General features: G+C 49.3%; 18 protein-coding genes. 12 read left to right on the top strand and 6 right to left on the bottom strand.

Features of this window, described 5'->3' with window-relative positions:
- Positions 1 to 9 precede the first annotated feature (9 nt).
- The 4 genes from FCL47_RS06015 (at position 10) to FCL47_RS06025 (ending at position 3082) form a co-directional block, all read left to right on the top strand.
- Entirely contained in the window at positions 10 to 1122 is a 1113-nt protein-coding gene (locus tag FCL47_RS06015) for a tetratricopeptide repeat protein (RefSeq protein WP_167496384.1), read from the top strand.
- A 12-nt stretch (positions 1123 to 1134) separates the two neighbouring features.
- The gene (locus tag FCL47_RS06020) at positions 1135 to 1881 is read left to right on the top strand and encodes a TlyA family RNA methyltransferase (protein WP_136812563.1); all 747 of its coding nucleotides are present in this window, start codon (positions 1135 to 1137) and stop codon (positions 1879 to 1881) included.
- Positions 1882 to 1936: 55 nt separating this feature from the next.
- Positions 1937 to 2092 carry a hypothetical protein gene (locus FCL47_RS24335; protein ID WP_153306352.1) on the top strand — a complete coding sequence of 52 codons (156 nt, stop codon included), beginning with the start codon at positions 1937 to 1939 and terminating at the stop codon, positions 2090 to 2092.
- Positions 2093 to 2158: 66 nt separating this feature from the next.
- A complete protein-coding gene (locus FCL47_RS06025; protein WP_136812564.1) occupies positions 2159 to 3082 on the top strand; it encodes a hypothetical protein in 924 nt (307 codons plus the stop codon).
- A gap of 184 nt (positions 3083 to 3266) precedes the next feature.
- On the opposite strand, the gene FCL47_RS06030 is transcribed toward FCL47_RS06025, so the two are convergent.
- Positions 3267 to 4196, bottom strand: coding sequence for a manganese-dependent inorganic pyrophosphatase (locus FCL47_RS06030; protein WP_136812565.1), 930 nt, complete (start codon positions 4194 to 4196; stop codon positions 3267 to 3269).
- Positions 4197 to 4513: 317 nt separating this feature from the next.
- Between FCL47_RS06030 and FCL47_RS06035 the strand changes: the two genes are divergently transcribed.
- From FCL47_RS06035 to ettA, 7 genes are all read left to right on the top strand, one after another.
- A complete protein-coding gene (locus FCL47_RS06035; protein WP_136812566.1) occupies positions 4514 to 5527 on the top strand; it encodes a hypothetical protein in 1014 nt (337 codons plus the stop codon).
- A gap of 12 nt (positions 5528 to 5539) precedes the next feature.
- Entirely contained in the window at positions 5540 to 6853 is a 1314-nt protein-coding gene (locus tag FCL47_RS06040; protein WP_136812567.1) for a M18 family aminopeptidase, read from the top strand.
- Positions 6854 to 7486 (top strand): lytic transglycosylase domain-containing protein, encoded by a 633-nt coding sequence (locus FCL47_RS06045; protein ID WP_136812568.1) that lies wholly within the window; start codon positions 6854 to 6856, stop codon positions 7484 to 7486.
- 293 nt (positions 7487 to 7779) lie between these two features.
- A complete protein-coding gene (locus FCL47_RS06050; protein ID WP_167496385.1) occupies positions 7780 to 8370 on the top strand; it encodes a molecular chaperone in 591 nt (196 codons plus the stop codon).
- A complete protein-coding gene (locus FCL47_RS06055; protein WP_136812570.1) occupies positions 8345 to 10588 on the top strand; it encodes a molybdopterin-dependent oxidoreductase in 2244 nt (747 codons plus the stop codon). The genes FCL47_RS06050 and FCL47_RS06055 overlap by 26 nt, the downstream gene beginning before the upstream one ends.
- 35 nt (positions 10589 to 10623) lie before the next feature.
- Complete coding sequence (locus tag FCL47_RS06060) at positions 10624 to 11439, top strand: 4Fe-4S dicluster domain-containing protein (protein ID WP_136812571.1); 816 nt, start codon at positions 10624 to 10626, stop codon at positions 11437 to 11439.
- A gap of 210 nt (positions 11440 to 11649) precedes the next feature.
- Positions 11650 to 13335, top strand: a complete 1686-nt coding sequence (gene ettA, locus FCL47_RS06065) for an energy-dependent translational throttle protein EttA (RefSeq protein WP_136812572.1) — start codon at positions 11650 to 11652, stop codon at positions 13333 to 13335.
- Here ettA and FCL47_RS24340 read toward each other — a convergent pair.
- From FCL47_RS24340 to purD, 4 genes are read right to left on the bottom strand one after another with little or no spacing between them, the layout of a single operon-like run.
- Positions 13322 to 13480, bottom strand: coding sequence for a hypothetical protein (locus FCL47_RS24340; protein ID WP_153306353.1), 159 nt, complete (start codon positions 13478 to 13480; stop codon positions 13322 to 13324). The two genes, ettA and FCL47_RS24340, sit on opposite strands and share 14 nt — an antisense overlap.
- A 9-nt stretch (positions 13481 to 13489) precedes the next feature.
- A complete protein-coding gene (locus FCL47_RS06070) occupies positions 13490 to 13813 on the bottom strand; it encodes an Hpt domain-containing protein (protein ID WP_136812573.1) in 324 nt (107 codons plus the stop codon).
- Positions 13814 to 13849: 36 nt separating this feature from the next.
- Complete coding sequence (locus tag FCL47_RS06075) at positions 13850 to 14482, bottom strand: L-threonylcarbamoyladenylate synthase (RefSeq protein WP_167496386.1); 633 nt, start codon at positions 14480 to 14482, stop codon at positions 13850 to 13852.
- Complete coding sequence (purD, locus tag FCL47_RS06080; protein ID WP_136812575.1) at positions 14475 to 16250, bottom strand: phosphoribosylamine--glycine ligase; 1776 nt, start codon at positions 16248 to 16250, stop codon at positions 14475 to 14477. Before purD ends, FCL47_RS06075 begins: the two co-directional genes overlap by 8 nt.
- A 186-nt stretch (positions 16251 to 16436) precedes the next feature.
- Here purD and FCL47_RS06085 point away from each other — a divergent pair, with 186 nt between their 5' ends.
- Positions 16437 to 17039 carry a TetR/AcrR family transcriptional regulator gene (locus FCL47_RS06085; RefSeq protein WP_136812576.1) on the top strand — a complete coding sequence of 201 codons (603 nt, stop codon included), beginning with the start codon at positions 16437 to 16439 and terminating at the stop codon, positions 17037 to 17039.
- A 50-nt stretch (positions 17040 to 17089) separates the two neighbouring features.
- Here the strand turns inward: FCL47_RS06085 and greA are convergent, their stop codons facing one another.
- Positions 17090 to 17575, bottom strand: coding sequence for a transcription elongation factor GreA (greA, locus tag FCL47_RS06090; protein WP_136812577.1), 486 nt, complete (start codon positions 17573 to 17575; stop codon positions 17090 to 17092).
- Positions 17576 to 17618: the final 43 nt, after the last annotated feature.

Below are 17618 nucleotides of genomic sequence, written 5' to 3' on the forward strand. Positions count from 1 at the left end.
CATTATATTATGAAAAAACCCGTATTTAATTTTTTCCTTCTCGTCTCAATTGCCCCTTTCCTCGTGCAATGTGCCTCACAGACCGATCTTAACGAATTACGGTACCAACTGCGTATCGTCAATAAAAAGATCGAAGATGTCAAGGCCACAACTGTCGGCCAGCTTCAACAACGTCAGGCTGCCGCTTCAGGGCAGATGGATCAGCTTGAGCAGGATATTGCGCAGCTGAAAAGTCAGCTTGAGGAAACATACCATTTAAACCAGAGACTCAAGGAACAGAACAAAGAACTCGAGGCAACAATTTCCAGTGTTGCCGAGACTGAAGCGGCCAAACGAGACGAGGCCATGAAGCAATTCGAGGAAGCCCAACGTGAGAAAGAAGCAAAACTCACCGAGGCTCTGAACGAAAAGTTGCGGGTACAGCAGGAAAGCGTCAAAGCCATCCAGCAGGCTCGTATTATGGAGGCCGAGCGTAAAGCCAAAGAGGCCGCTCTGGCCGCGCAGTTGGCGAAAACTCGTTCCAAATCCGCCAGTTCTGAGATGCAGTCATCCATTTCCCCCAGCCATATCCGCCTGGACCAGAAAAAAGTCAAGTTGAGCGGTGCGGCAGAAACTCCGCCACCGGCTAAAATAAAAGCCCAGGCAACCGAAAAAGTAGTTCAGCCCGCGGCGCAGCCCACTGAATCAGCCCAAACAGAGACCCCGGCAGTAAAGCAGGCTCCTGTCGCCAGCCAGCAAAAACCTGCAGGCCCGGATCAGTCGTCAGACAATTATGCCAAGGCGCAAAGACTGTATGAAGGCGGAAAATACAAGGAGGCATTGCCATTATTTGAACAGGTGGCTGCCAATTCCTCCGACAGCAAAAGTGTCGATGCCCGGTTTATGATGGGCGAGTCGCTCTTCAACCAAAAAGAATACGATAAGGCAATTATGCAGTATCAAAATATCATATCCCAGCATTCAGATAATGCCAGATCGCCTGAGGCGATGCTGAAGCAGGGTATGGCGTTTGAAAAACTTGCCGATAAGGATACCGCCAAAGTCATTTATAAAAAACTTATCAAAAAACATGGTTCCTCTCCTGAAGCTGCCACCGCCCAGGAAAGACTTGGCAAACTCTAGCAAGGCAGAAAGGTGGCTGTTAAGGATCGTCTAGATCAATTGCTCGTCAGGAAAAAACTTGCCCCGACCATCAAAATGGCCCGGGCAATCATCTACGCCGGAGAAGTATACATCGAGGAGCGGACAGCTGATAAACCAGGGCTGTTACTGCCTGTTGATATCGAAATCCGTTTGAAAGAAAAATGTCGATATGTTTCGCGGGGAGGTCTGAAGCTTGAGAAGGCTTTAGTACATTTCGGAATCACTGCCGCCGGTCAGCTCTGCCTGGATATAGGTGCCTCGACCGGCGGCTTTACTGATTGCCTTTTGCAACACGGAGCCCGGAAAGTACACGCCGTGGATGTGGCTTATGGACAGCTGGCGTGGAAAATCAGGCAGGACCCCAGGGTTGTTGTACTCGAACGGTTCAATGCAAGAAACATCACCCCGGAAGATATACAGCAGGATCAGGTCCAACTGGCTGTTATGGACGTTTCCTTTATTTCCCTGACAACCATGCTGCCCCCCATCACTCGCCTCTCCACCGAGAAGATTACAATACTTGCCCTGATAAAACCCCAATTTGAGCTTCCCCGTGAGGATATCGGCCCTCGAGGGGTGGTGAACGAACCTTCACTGCACCAGAAAGCAATCGACAAAATTGATGCTTTCGTCCATCAAACCGGTATGAGAAATCGAGGGGTCGTCCCTTCTCCCCTGCTCGGACCGAACGGCAATAGAGAGTTCCTGGTTCATATCGAGTACACCCCGTCTGCTTAGCACTGCCAGAAGAAAGGGCAGCTAATTACCCCGTATCCAACAAATGAGATCCCCCATGAAATCGTTTTTTATGTTCCAGTTGTCGCTCTTGACGTGTCTTTCACTTACCGCTGTTGCTTTCAGCCAAACAGCCAAATCTCTTGCGCCGATGTCATACACCCTGCTCTACTCGAGCAATGTTTCGGGGGAATATGAGCCCTGTGGCGGCTGAAAATCGAATCGGCTGGGCGGTCTGTCCGGCAAAGCACAATTACTTCAAAAAATACGTACGGAAACATTGCAGCCGATAATCGTTGTCGATGCCGGCAATCTTCTTTTTCAAAAAGAGCTGTCCGTTCCAGACAGAGCAGACAATGCGCCGGCTCTTATTACCGCCCGCGGTATCGTCAAAGCCTATAAGGCGATGGCATATGACGCAGTCGCCCTGAGTACCGTTGATCTCTCAGCGGGAGCCGCCTTTTTCCAGCAGCCCCCCGCCAAAGGCCTGCCTTTCGTTGCGGCAAATGTCTTTGATAAAAACAACAATCGACTGGTTGTCCCACATATTATAAAAAATATTCCCAATGGCTCTCTTGGCATAATCGGTTTAACAGGTGGAAAAGCAGACAGCAGTGATAATTTTGTTATCGTCGACTGGCGAAAAACGCTGCGCGATGAGGTAGCCGCATTAGATAAATGCACCATGCTTGTCGTTCTTTCCAGTCTAAGCAAGGAGGAAAATGACGAACTGCAGAGAGATTTCGCCCAGGTAGACATCATTGTTACGGCCGACAAGAAAGGGGCAGCCATTCAACCACGCAGCTCGCAGCATTCTCTTGTGGTCCAAAGCGGCAGCCGGGGAAAATATATTGGCAGACTGGATATCACCAGGTATGGCGAAGGCAACTGGTCGATTGCAGGCCCGGACCCGCTGGAGCAGCCGTGCAACGAACTCAGGTCCATTGATCAGCAGCTGAGCCAGCTGGGCGAACAGACGCAAGGCACAGGCACGGTATTGTCACAAACCAAGGCCAGACTGCAAGCAAAACGACAAACATGCTTAGACCGAATAGCCAGACAGAAAACCGAGACCACAGGCAATAATCAGCCAGGCAAGAAATATCAGTCATTTTTTCTGATGGTCACCCCGATCATTGCAGAAGATAGTGTCGGGATGATCGTGCAGGAGATTAAGGCAGGCATCAAAACCAGCCGCAAGTAAGCAGCCGGCTATCGCAGAATTCAAGGTGCGCGCAGCAGATACACATCCGTTTGGCCTGCTGTGCTGGGCCCGGTTATCAAGTATATCAAACAAGAAAAAGGGCAGCTACATTGATATGCAGCTGCCCTTTTTCATCTTTTCCGGTAAAAGCCCGAAAGTTGAACGTGTACTCTGACCGTCGGAATTAACAACCGAAAGCTTTCTGCAGGTTCGGAACCGTCTGCTTTTTACGGCTCATCATGCCGGGAATCCACATGGAATTTCCAGAGAGTTTTCCGTCAAACGCTTTTTCAATCAGGGCCGGGTCATCAGAGAGAACAACCAGCTCAGTTCCCTCTTTGACAACATCAGTAAGCATCAGCAGGACAGAGTGACGTCCGTCTTTTTTAACTGCTTCCATGGCTTCGACAAGGGCCTGGCGAACATTGGCAACCTGGTCAAGAGTGGCAAGTTCAAGCTGACCAACACCAACTTTTTGCCCCTTCATATCGAAGTCTTTGTAATCACGGAACAGCAAATCTTTAGCAGGCACCCCGTCGACTGCCGACTTGGCCTTTAACATTTCCATGAACAGCTCTTCAGTATCCGTCACGCCGGCAACACTTTTCAGATCCTTTACGGCAGCTTTATCATCTTCCGTGCAGGTCGGGGATTTGAAGTTGACAGTATCGCTCAGGATAGCAGCCAGCATTCCACCAGCAACATCTTTAGGAATAGCCACTCCCGCTTCTTTAAACATCTTGTTCAATACAGTACCGGTACACCCGACAGGCTCTGCACGAAAAAGAATCGGATTATTCGTTGTTACATCACCGATTTTGTGATGATCTACAATGGCAACCAATTCGGCTGAAGCTAAATTTGCAGGCCCCTGGGCGAGATCACTGAAGTCAACCAGGGCAATCTTTTTACCGGCGGCATCCATCAGCTGCTCAGGAGCTGCGAGACCGAAGCGTTTTAAAACGGTTTTTGACTCAGGATTGAGATCAGCAGCCCCAATTTGCATACAGGCTTTTGCTTCCATCCCTTGAGCGTTGAGCAGAGTAGCAAGTGCAATCGCAGAAGTTACTGAATCGGTATCAGGATTTGCATGTCCAACAACAGAAATAGCCATTAACGTTCCTCCAAATTAAATTAATAGTAGTAACCAAAATCTCGTCGCCTTAATCTATTATATTATTTACTTAAATTTCATTCGGTGTATAAATTTGACATCCCAAAATAGTGTGTTCAACGATATCAGTCAAGCATTAAAAACGACAGGCCTGCAATGACACGGCAAACGCACAGGCAATACAGCTTCTGTAGTGACGATACCCGTTTTGCCGCAGACCAAACTCTTCTTCCGTGACTTTGCCAAGGGTTTGGGGTATCTTTTCCTTATTTTATACCAGATCACTGCTTCCCTCCTTTAACAAGAGTGCATCACCTATGGTTCAAAAAGATGGCAGGAGCTCACTCCAACCACGGACAGGGAAAAAATCCAATTCCCTTCTGTTCATCACTATTACTGTTTTAGCGATTTTATCCATTGGCCTTTATTATTACCTGCAGAAAAGGCCCGCGACTTCTCTGGTCAAATCTACCGGAGTGGCAGATGAACAACTGTTACCGCAGAAAGACTGGCCAACGCAGGATCGCAGCATGCAGGACCAGCAGGGGCAAATGGTTCAGGAGGCCGCACAACCGACGCAGGATCTGCCCACCTCAGCAGACGAAGATCAAATCAACAGTCAAGCAGCGGGAGCTGCCGGAACTTCTACCGGCTTGGCAGCTGAAAATTCTCTACTCGTCCGAGATGATACCGAATCCGCCACCCCTGAACAGAACCAGCAGCTAGTCGACACAATTAACGCCTTTTACGCACGGCTCGATCAGCAGCCTTACATACAGGATCTTGAGTTGAAAGAGCCGAGTAAAGTGTATTTTTCCAGTCTTATCCAAAAGCTCGCCGACCACCCTCCGACTGTGATCCGGGAAACAGATAATCTCTACACCTTGTTAAATAATACGGCACATCTTTACCGTATCCTGGGGAAGAAAAACCTTATCGTCAGCAAGAAAATACTCGCGGCGGAGTCCGGTTCTATTGAACAGCTGGCACGCGCTTTTTATGCACTCACCGCCCATCCGGAATATCTGAAAAAAGAATATGCACTCGCCATCCCTGCGCAGGTTATGACAGATTATGCCGTTTTTTTTCTTAACACCATGGGCGGGCGACTGTATTTGTTTCGCCGCGATTCCACGACAAGAATGGTCATCAGCTATTATGCGATCATGACTCTTGACCGGGCCAACATCGCCGGTAACAGCGGCCACGGAGTTGATCTGCGGCCGGCAATTTTCGCGCTGATAGAAGAAATGGAAAACGGCGGCAAACGCCTCCAGTTCAAAGCACAATATCTTGATGCATTATATGATCTTCAGGAAAAATACAATTAACTAAGAAAAATCATGGACCAGGCGCAATACAACAAAAGTCTGTTTTCGTTTCTCACTTCTTCCCCTACGCCGTATCATGCAACGGCCGGCATGGAAGATTTTCTTCGTTCACACGGTTTTGTGCAGTTACAGGAAAATAATAAATGGAACCTGCAGCAAGGTCATTCCTATTATGTAACCAGAGAAAACAGTGCGACCATTGCGTTTACTCTCGGCAGTAACGAAGAGGTGGTGCACGGATTCAGGATGCTCGCCGCTCACACCGACAGCCCATGTCTGCAGATTAAGCCACGGCCTGACGTTAAGACCGGCACGTACCATCAGCTTGGCGTCGAAGTTTACGGAGGGCCTCTGCTTGGATCATGGTTCGATCGGGACCTCTGTCTTGCCGGTCGAGTCGTCTGTACAACAGATGACCAGAAACTTGCTGTACTGCTGGTCAATTTTAATCGGGCCCTGCTTACCATCCCCAGCATAGCCATCCACTTCAACAGAGAAGCAAATTCCGGCACCAGCATTGACAAGCAGAAACACCTGCCGCCGATCATTGCCCAGGCGCTCGACCAGCAACTCCCCGAATTACACGCACTGCTTCGCGGGCAACTGCAGCTCCAGCATCCGAGGGTCAAATTTGGAAAACTTCTGGCATTTGATCTCTTTTGCTATGATTTTCAGGGACCGGGCTATCTCGGCATAGATAATGAGTTCATCAGTTCGGCACGACTGGATAATCTACTCAGCTGCCACGTCGGCATAATGGCGCTTGGACATGCCGACAGAACGAAAAACACGTTGCTATTCTGCGCCAACCACGAAGAAAATGGATCCACTTCTGCAACAGGTGCCCATGGATCGTTTATCGATTCGGTATTGGATCGGCTGGCCGACGACGCCGAATCCAGACGGAGAGCCCTCAGTAATTCCTTTCTTGTTTCCATGGATAATGCCCATGCTGCCCATCCCAATTTCATGGACAAAATGGATCCGCACCATGACATTCATCTCAATAAGGGCCCGGTCATCAAAATAAACGCCAATCAACGCTATGCAACATCCAGCCTCAGTGCCGCCATTTACAAGGATATCTGCGGGGAGATCGACATTACCCCACAGGAATTTGTCATGCGCAGCGATTTGCCCTGCGGCAGTACGATCGGTCCCATCACCGCTGCCCGTCTGGGAATAAAAACCATAGATATCGGAGCACCAACCCTGGCCATGCATTCCATCCGCGAACTGACCGGCAGCGGCGATCCGTTCCTTCTTTACCGGACTATCAGCCAGTTTCTCCACGCTGATACCCACCATAAATTATTGCACATCTAGATGAAACAGAGGCGACATCATATTCCCCACCTTCTTTTGACAATTGTCTTTATTCTGGCGAGTTGCACGCACGCCCACAGCAGCCTGTATGGTGCACTGCGTAAATATAAAAATAAACAGGTCAGCCAGCAGGCCATAGAAAAGCTGGCCCAGTATGATCACCTCATTCGCTATTTTTCAGGTTTCTCCTATTTCCTCCCCAAACATAAAGTCAGTCCTGATTTCATCCGGGCACTCATCCTTGCCGAGTCAGGGGCCGACCATCTGGCAGTTTCTAACAAAAACGCCCTCGGCCTCGGCCAGATTCTGTTGACCACCGGCATGGAAGCTGCCAAGGAACTCGCGCAATCGGAAACCCAGTTTCGTTATGTCTCCAAAGAGAATCTTGACAACCTTGCGCCGATGGATCTGTTTGACCCCGCCATTAATATCCTTTTAACCTGCTATCTGATAGCTAAATACAATTACAAATTCGACGGCAAACTCGATCTGGTCGTCTCGGCCTGGAACGCCGGAGAAAATACCGAGTCACTCAGTGAGGGGCGACATGCGCCATATCAGGAAACTGAAAATCTCATCGGGAAAATCAACGCCTATTACCTCTATTTCCGGAAATACGGGATCTTTCATTGATTCTCAACGTAGCCAATAACAATACATTTCAGTTTTTAATGTATTGATTAAATTCTTTTTCATCACTCACCTCACCTTATTTTATTGGATTTATTGTGTTTTTATGCTTAACTACACCATGTTATATAAAATAAAGCGACGTGAATAAGCACATTGTGGTATTTACAAAATCATATCAACTAGGTAATATAGCGACCAGATCACAATGTAGTACTTCCAGCTCAACATCATAACCTTCCCGAGGTTTTTATACCATCTCTGCAACTCATCTCCCTATGGTCACCAATCCGAAAATGCCAATCCAGTCAGCGACAGATCACATTGCAACGCTCTATCGCTTTTGCGCCCAGAGCATGCAATACCCGGATTCCGAATGGTTTTCGGAAAATTACCTGTCGAGTTTATATGGCCTGCTCGACGCCCTTGGCGGCAGCGCCGAAAAAGAAAAGTTGCAGACCGCCTTCAGCAGAAGTAAGGATATTCTTGAAGAACTCCAGATAGAACACACCAGGCTGTTCATCAATGGCTTGCCCCATGTAGCAGCACCGCCATACGGATCCGTCTATCTCGACAAAACGCTCAGAGGAAAATATTCCGACGACATATTACTGTACTATCGCTCCCTGGGCTATGACCTTGCGGCACATGCAGACCTTCCCGACAGTCTGATACATCAGCTGGAGTTTCTCTCTTTTCTGGCAGAAGATGGCAACAGAGAGGGTGAAGAAGAGTTTCTGGCCCGGTTTTTTCTACCATGGTACCCAATGTTCGCAGCACAAGTAAAAGAGGAAGCTCAGCATCCTTTTTACCGAATCATCGTAAGCTTTATTGATTTTTTCACACAGGAGGAAAAGGAGTATGGCGTTCAACATAACGAGGCGTAAATTTTTGCAATCTGCCTCATTGGCAGCTGTCGCATTACCCCTTTCTGGAGCGATCGCTTCAGAGAGTGGCATAACGCGTTCCCCCCTTGAACCAAAAGGCTCATTGAAAGATGAAACCGTCGTGGGTGGCGTTTGTGAAATGTGTTTCTGGAGATGTCAGCTCGTCGGCAAGAAGCGTGGTGACCGACTGGTAAAACTCGAAGGAAACCCCAAATCGATTGACAATGGCACGACCATATGCGGCCGCGGCAATGCTGGAATTCAGCTCCTGTACGATCCCGATCGCTTAAAATACCCACTGAAAAACGTTGGGGAGCGGGGTAACCCTAAATGGAAAAGGATCAGCTGGAAAGAAGCGCTGGATGAGTGCGGTACCAAATTGAAAGCCATCCGGGACAAATACGGTCCCCAAGGGTTGTGCATGTTTCCCCATGGAGCAACCGCCAAATATCCCATGCACTTCATGGAGCGGACCATCGGCACCCATAATGTGAGCGAGGCATCTTTCTTCCAGTGCCGGGGAATTCGCGATACCGCCTATCTCGCCACTATTGGCAAGGCGCCGAATGAAGATGTCGATATGGCCAATGCCAAGGTTATTTTCCTGCTTGGTTGCCACTTCGGCGAGAACGTGCACGTCAGCCATATCAAACGATATATCCAGGGTCTGCAGAACGGCGCCAAACTGATTGTCGTTGACCCACGCTACTCGGCATCTGCCGCCAAATCGGATATCTGGGTGAAAATAAAGCCGGGTACCGATACCGCCTTCCTGCTCGCCATCATGAACTACCTGGTCGTGAACAAAAAATATGATGCCGAGTTTATTGACGAGTATGGCGAAGGCTTCGAAGAATTCAAGCAGGGGATCAAAGACTGGAGCCTTGCGAAAGCGGCCAAAGAATGTGAAATTCCAGTCGCTCAAATCAAAGAAGTTGCGGACATGCTCGCAGCCAACGCGCCCAATGTTTCTATCCATCCTGGCCGACACGTTTCCTGGTATGGCAATGATTTCCAGCGACAGCGATCGCTTGCCTGCCTCACCGGACTCCTTGGCGCCTATTTTGTCAAAGGCGGCTGGGTGCCTGGAAAAGCACCTAAGGTAGGGAAAACCAGCTGGGCCAAAAAAGATCATGGCGACGAACACAATCTGAACAGGAATGCTGACGAGGAACCGCTTTACCCCTACTCGCCTCCCGGTACGCCGACGGATTTGATCAGGGATGCCGCCCTGACCGGTAAACCATATCCGATCAAGGGCGCTGTTATCTGGGGTCAAAATCCGATCCAGACGATCCCCGGCCAGGAAAAGATGAAAAAAGTTCTCCAGCAGATGGATTTTGTCATGTGTGTCGACGTGATGCCGACGGACATAACCATGTGGGCGGATATCCTTTTGCCGGAAGCGAGTTATCTTGAACGACACGATCTGATAAAGACCGGAACCCAGTGGGATTTTGCCGATAAACAGCAACAATATATCACCGCCAGAATGCCGCTGGTCGCTCCGATGTTTGAAAGAAAAGACCATGTTTACATCACCAACGAAATTGCCCGGAGAATGGGGTATGAAAAAGATATTCCCGTTCAGACCGTGGCGGAACTGGTTGATAAAGACCTCAGTGTCGCAAAATTATCTCTTGCCCAATTAAAAAAAGAAGGGGGCATTCATCTGCTGGAAGGCAAAAACCCCTACGAGATGCCGGATGATTTTGAAATCTATTTTTATAACGAAGATATCGCTGATGCCGGTTTTCCAGGTGTACCTACCTATGTACCAGTAGAACAGAGCCCTGCCGGGTATGCCAGGCTCCTTTACGGTCGCGTACCGCTGCACACCTTCAACAGAACCCAGAACAACGTCTGGCTGCACCACGCCATGCCCGACAATCCGGTCTGGATCAACGATAAGGTTGCCACGAAAATGGGCCTCAAGGACGGAGATGTGGTCGGTTTTATCAATCAGGAGGGCGTGAAATCCCGTACGACCACCACCGTCAAGACAACTCCGGGTATCCGCACGGATGCTGTTTTCATGGCCCATGGTTATGGCACTGCCAACCCTCTTATGAGTGTTGCAGTGAACGCCGGTGTAGATGACACGAGCCTTATAACAAAAATTACAGTTGACCCTGAGACCGGCGCCCATGGAATGCGTACCAACTTTGTTAAATTGACCAAAGATGGCAAGGTTATTGACATTCCGGCTGCCGTCTAGATTCGGCTTTAAAGGTATTATTTCAGGAGGATACAATGCAATACGGAATGATTATCGACCTTGAACGATGTGTGGGCTGCCATGCCTGCACCATTGCCTGCAGAGCAGAATGGGAGGTCCCTGTAGAATTCTATCGAAACTGGGTGTTTAGAATGGGCCCCAGCATGGTCGGCAAAGAGTTGGCCTCAACCTATTACCCAGGCCTGTGCAACCACTGCTCCGAACCGCCGTGTGTTGCCGAATGTCCGGTTGATATGGAGGAAAGAACTTTTACCAATTTTAAAACGGGGGAAACCAAAACAATGGAGACCGCCGCCACCTGGAAGGACCCATTTGACGGTACGGTACAGATCGACAAGAATCGCTGTATCGGCTGCGGCGCTTGCGTCGATGCCTGCCCTTACAATGCCAGGTATGTCAACCCAGCTCTGGTAGATGACGTTTCAGATGACGGAAAAGCCGACAAATGCACCTACTGCAAACCGCGGGTGGAAGCTGGATCGGCACCGGCCTGTGTGCAGACCTGCATTACCGGCGCAAGGATATTCGGCGATCTGGACGATCCGAAATCAGCTGTTTCCCTGTACGTTAAAAAAGGTGCCAGGGGCATCGAACCAAATGGCGGGGAGCTGGGACCCAACAGCAGGTATTATGGCAAGAAAAAGGATATGGATCTCCTATTTGCCACCCATACGCCTGAACTTGCCAATCTGGATCAGGTAAGAAGAAGGGCCATGCTCGCCTCTATGGTCAAGCCGACGATGAAAAAGATTAGAAATCTTGGCCTGCTCGGTGTGGTAGGCGCCCTTATGGCCAAAGGGATAGTAGAGCAGAAAAAGAACGAGGAATAAATTTCGTCTCGAAATATCAACCAGTATCTTGTTGACGGGCGAACCCCGGGAAACGTGAAATAGACCGGCATAAACACCTTCTTCTTCAGATACTGCAAAGCGCGATAATCTCCTGTTTGATTATCGCGCTTTTTTTTGTACTATCAACCCGCACAAGCAATGTATTTTTACCAGCGGCATTCTGTATCTTTTATAAAAAAGGATTTTACCATGAGCACAGACGATAAAAAAATCATCTATTCGATGATTAAAGTCAGCAAATATTATGAAAGCAAACCGGTCTTAAAAGACATCTCTTTATCCTATTTCTACGGCGCCAAGATCGGCGTTCTCGGCCTGAACGGATCCGGCAAGAGTACACTTTTGAAAATTCTCGCCGGTATCGACAAAGACTTTAACGGAGAGACCCATCTTGCCCCGGGACTCAAGGTGGACTATCTGCCACAGGAACCGGAACTCGATCCGGAAAAAACCGTCAAACAGATTGTCGAAGAAGGCGTCCAGGAAACGGTTGATCTCCTGGCCGAGTTCAACGAAATTAATGAAAAATTTGCCGAACCCATGAGCGACGACGAAATGCAGGCCCTCATCGACCGCCAAGGGAGCGTGCAGGATAAACTCGATCATCTCTCGGCGTGGGATCTGGACAGTCGTCTGGAAATGGCGATGGATGCGCTGCGGTGCCCACCGTCGAACACCAAATGCGGTATTCTTTCCGGCGGAGAAAAAAGGCGGGTAGCTCTCTGCAGAATCCTCCTCAAGCAACCGGATATTCTGCTGCTCGACGAACCGACCAACCATCTTGATGCCGAATCCGTTGCCTGGCTGGAACAGCATCTCCAGGTCTATCCCGGTACGGTCATAGCCGTTACCCATGATCGTTATTTTCTCGACAATGTCGCGGGCTGGATCCTGGAGCTGGACCGGGGACTTGGTATTCCATGGAAGGGCAACTACTCGTCCTGGCTGGAACAGAAAGAGAAGCGACTGGCGATGGAAGAAAAGAAAGAAAGTGATCGACAGCGGACCCTGCGCCGGGAACTGGAGTGGATCAAGATGAGTCCAAAGGGCAGAAGAAGTAAATCCAAGGCGCGTATCAGCTCCTATGAGCAACTGCTCTCAAAAGAGAGAGAAGATCTGGCCAAGGAACTGGAGATATTCATTCCGCCAGGACCACGTCTGGGCAAGGTGGTCATCGAGGCTGAAAATGTCAGCAAATCCTTCGATGATCGCCTGCTCGTTGAAGATATGAATTTCAGCCTTCCGCCTGGCGGTATCGTCGGCGTCATCGGTCCCAACGGTGCCGGCAAGAGCACCCTGTTTAAAATGATTATCGGCCAGGAAAAACCCGATTCTGGAACAATCCGGTTGGGTGAGACGGTCAAACTGGCTTATGTCGATCAGAGCCGCGATCAACTCGATCCCGAACAGACGATCTGGCAGGCGATTTCCGGCGGCCAGGACACCGTCTGGCTGGGGACCAAAGAGGTCAACAGTCGCGCCTATGTCGGGAAATTTAATTTTTCCGGGACGGATCAACAGAAAAAGGTCGGCCTGCTCTCCGGTGGTCAAAGAAATCGTGTGCACCTGGCCAAAACGCTCAAAGAAGGCGGCAACGTGCTGCTTCTTGACGAACCGACCAACGACCTGGATGTCAATACCCTGCGGGCCCTGGAAGAGGCACTGGAAAATTTTGGCGGTTGTGCGGTGGTAATAAGCCATGACCGTTGGTTTCTCGACAGAATCGCGACCCACATCCTGGCATTTGAGGGGAATTCACAGGTAGTCTGGTTTGAAGGCAACTATTCCGATTATGAAAAAGATCGAAAAAGCCGTCTCGGTGCGGCAGCAGACCAGCCACACCGTCTGAAATACAGAAGCCTTACCAGGGGTTGACAACAGTCAGAAAAGGCAGTTTCACCGGTACTGTTTTGCCCGTACCGGTGAAACTGCCTTGTTGCCCGGGGAACAGCAGATAGTCGAGATGCCCTGTCAGTGACCGTTCATATTCATTCCGCGAGGTGTCACCGGCAGGAAACAAGAGATCACATCAGAGACGCTTGAGTTCCTGCAGTAATGCCTGCAACACCGCAATGTTTTCACGGGCAAGGTCTACCCCCCCTCCCCTGCTGTCATCTTCGATCTGCATGGCAAGCTCGTGTATACCGAGTATTCCCAGACTGGCGGCGGCACCTTTTATCGAATGCGCGGCGGCCATTATTTTCCCGGCGGAATTTTCCGCCAGCCCCTGCTCGAGGAGACGCAAATCCGACTGAAAAGAATCCTTGAAAATTTCCAGCAGCTCCTCTAACAATTCAGCATCATCGCCTGCCTGTTCCAGGGCATATTTTTTGTTCCATTTCAGTGCGATCATCGTGCAATCCTGTCAGTAATCCCAAAAGGCTCCATATTATTTCTCATCTCCCGTTTCAGCCAGTTCTTCAGATAAAATGAGCTGTCCACGACGAAACAGAAACAGCCGGTTATTTCTTATACCGACCACCGTCGAACACAATCCGCCACCAGTTATACCCCCATCAACTATGTAATCGACTCGATCACCTAACATGGCGATCACTTCCTGCGGTGATCGTGCCGGACTGAGACCGGATATATTGGCAGAGGTGGCGGTAATCGGCTTCCCCATCCGCTGCACCAACTGCTCTGCAACAGGATGGGGCGAAATACGGATCCCAACAGTTCCGGTTTGTCCTGTGATCTGCGGATTGATATGCCTTTGAGCGCGAAAGATGAGAGTCAACGGTCCCGGCCAATATCTCTTCATCAATGGTTCGTACAACTGCGGTACATCCTGCACTATGGTTGTCAGTTGCGCCTTGTTTTCAATGAGCAGTAATAACGGTTTATGTTCCTGTCTTTGTTTTGCAGCAAATACTTTTGTTACGGCAAGTGCGCAATCGGGGTCAACCGCCAGACCGTAGTAGGTTTCAGTTGGAAAGGCGACAATCCCACCCCGGCGTAAATGTTCTGCCGCAAGGGTGAGCGATGTCCCTACACGATCGCTGGATAAACTTTTACCCATTGATTTTCTGAGCTTTTTCTTCGACATCCAACACCATGTCATGACGCAACTTAACCAGTTTCTTGCCCAGTTCCGGATTGACCAAAGCAAGGATTTTCAAGGCCATTACCGCGCCATTTTTAGCGCCCGCCTTGCCAATTCCCATGGTCGCCACGGGAACACCAGGCGGCATCTGCACAGTCGACAGCAGTGCATCCAACCCCCCAAGAGAAGAGGAATCCAGTGGAACACCTATAACCGGAAGATCGGTGTGTGCCGCAAGTACACCGGCCAGATGCGCCGCCATGCCTGCACCGGCAATGATGACCCGTAAGCCTCTCTGCTGCGCTGTTTTGGCATACCCAACGGCTTTCTCCGGAGTACGGTGCGCCGAGGCGACGGTCATCTCACAGCAGATATCGTTTGCCCGCAAAAAATCTGCGGCAACTTTCATTGTCGCCAGATCGGAATCGCTGCCCATGACAATGCCAACGAGCGGTGACGGCACTCCCGTCAAATTGCGCCGTAAGGCTTTATCACCAATATCCCGCCGGTAATAACAATTGGTCCATTTAATGACATCCACCGCCGTATAAGCTCTGGCAATCGCATCTTTTAAGGTGTTGCCTACCGCAGTAACGCCCAGAACCCGTCCGCCGCTGGTAACAATTCGACCATTTTTTTTGGTAGTTCCGGCATGAAAGACTTCCACTCCCGGACATTCAGCAGCCTTGGCCAAACCACTGATAACCTTGCCTGTCTCATAGGCCCCGGGATATCCTCCGGAAGCCATGACCACACAGACAGTCGGCCGTGGATCAATTTTCATCTCAACCCGTTCCAGTTTGCCATCAATCGCTGCCTCAAAGATGTCGATTATGTCGCTTTTCAGCCGCATCAGCAGCGGTTGCGCCTCCGGATCACCGAACCGACAATTAAACTCAAGCACATTGATGTTCTGACCATCAATCATCAATCCTGCATAGAGCATCCCTTTATACGGTCTCCCTTCAGCCTCCAGACCTTTTATCGTCGGCAACATTACCCTGTTCATGACAAAATCAGCAATCTCGTCGGTCACCACGGGGGCTGGGGAATACGCTCCCATTCCACCGGTATTTGGCCCCTGATCTTTGTCAAATACTGCTTTGTGATCCTGAGACGTGGGCAGGGGGAGCACGGTCTTCCCATCGGTAAAGGCAATAAAGGAGGCTTCCTCTCCGGTAAGGCAGGTTTCAATTATAATCTTGTCCCCGGCACTGCCAAAAGCCTTGTCCGCCATGATCAGATCTACCGCCTGTTTCGCTTCTTCCACCGACCTGGCAACAATAACCCCCTTACCGGCGGCAAGCCCATCCGCCTTGACTACAAGCGGGGCGCCATGGGAATCGATATATTTTTTCGCCTTTTCACCATCATCGAATACCGCAAAAGACGCGGTCGGAATATTATATTTTTCCAGAAATTCCTTGGAGAATACCTTGCTGCCTTCAAGCTCTGCCGCTTTTTTGGTGGGTCCAAATATCCTCAGACCATTCTCCTCAAAGATGTCGACAATACCGGCCACCAGAGAGGATTCGGGCCCGACTACTGTCAGATCAATGTGTTCTTTCTGGGCAAATTTAAGCAGTTTTTTAACATCGGTCACCGAGATATCGACACAATCTGCCAGGCGGCTTATACCGGCGTTGCCCGGGGCGCAGAATATCTTTTCGACCTTCTTACTCTGCTTTATTTTCCATACAAGCGCATGCTCACGCCCACCAGAACCAACAACAAGAATCTTCATAGGCTACTCCAGTACGTTTTATTTTTATCTAGAGGGAAATATTGTTTTTACGAGAAAATCCGCCAATCATCCCTGTCGTTTTGATTGATCGTTGACAAACGGGATGTGAAATATTACATGAATGAATAGTCATTCATAATTTGCTCGTTTTTGTTGTTTTACTACTTCGATCTTTCTCTGTTGGGAATGAAAGCAGAAAATAAACATTCAAAAATTATTTCGGCGGCCACCAAAGTCTTTGCCAAAAAAGGATTTTTCACTGCCAGGATATCCGATATTGCCAAAGAAGCCAAGGTTGCTGACGGAACAATTTATCTCTACTTCAACAACAAATACGATATCCTGCTCTCCGTATTTGAGGAAGAGGTGGGTAAAATTGTCGAAAAAACCACTAAGCTCCTCAGCAACGAGGAAGATCCCCGAAAAATGCTGGAAATCTTTACAGTCCAGCATCTGACAGCCATGAAGAAGAACAAGAACCTTGCCGAAGTGATTCAGATCGAACTGAGACAAACCCACAAGGTCATAAACGAATATCGAAATAATAAATTCAGCGAATACATCGGTATAATCGCCAACATAATCAAAAAAGGCCAACAAACAGGAGTTTACAGAGCAGACGTCAAGCCTGACCTTGCCAAACGAATATTTTTTGGCTCTCTGGATGAGGTTTCAAGAGTCTGGAATGCATCACTTGAAACCCACTACACGGTTGAAGAAGTTGCTGATCAGGTTCTCACCATGTTCCTGGCAGGAATTCTGCAGACCTCCGCCAAGAATTCCGAGTAAGTTCAAGCAGTACAACACCTTCCCCGCACAATACAACGGTGCAGGCGACCTTATGAAAATTCAGAGGGTCGAATTGCGATCACCTCAAATTCTCTTTTTCCACCAGGTGTTACCGCCAGGACTTCATCACCTACCTCTTTGCCAAGCATACTTTTGCCAAGCGGCGACAGAACCGAGATGGAACCTTTTTTAACATCTGCCTCCTCCGGACCCAACAACTGATACGTGACCTCCTCGTCTGTGTCGAGATCGAGTAATTGAACGACAGTTCCGAATACAATACTGTTGGTCTTCACCTGTAAGCAGTCTATTACCTCTGCACGCGACAATTTGTCTTTGAGCTCCAGAATGCGTCCTTCGATATGGCCCTGCCGGTCTTTGGCCGCATGATATTCAGCATTCTCCTTCAGATCGCCATGCTCCCGCGCGACTTCAATAGCCTTGACAACCACACTCCGTTCCACCCTTTGCAGATGCTGCAATTCTTCCCGTAACTTTTGATTGCCGCTTTTGGACATTGGTATTCGTTGTATCATTTAAATCTCCATAAAAAAATCCTGCAGGGTTCCAAAGCAAATA

The sequence above is a fragment of the Desulfopila sp. IMCC35006 genome (genome assembly GCF_005116645.1).
Taxonomy (GTDB): Bacteria; Desulfobacterota; Desulfobulbia; order Desulfobulbales; family Desulfocapsaceae; genus Desulforhopalus_A.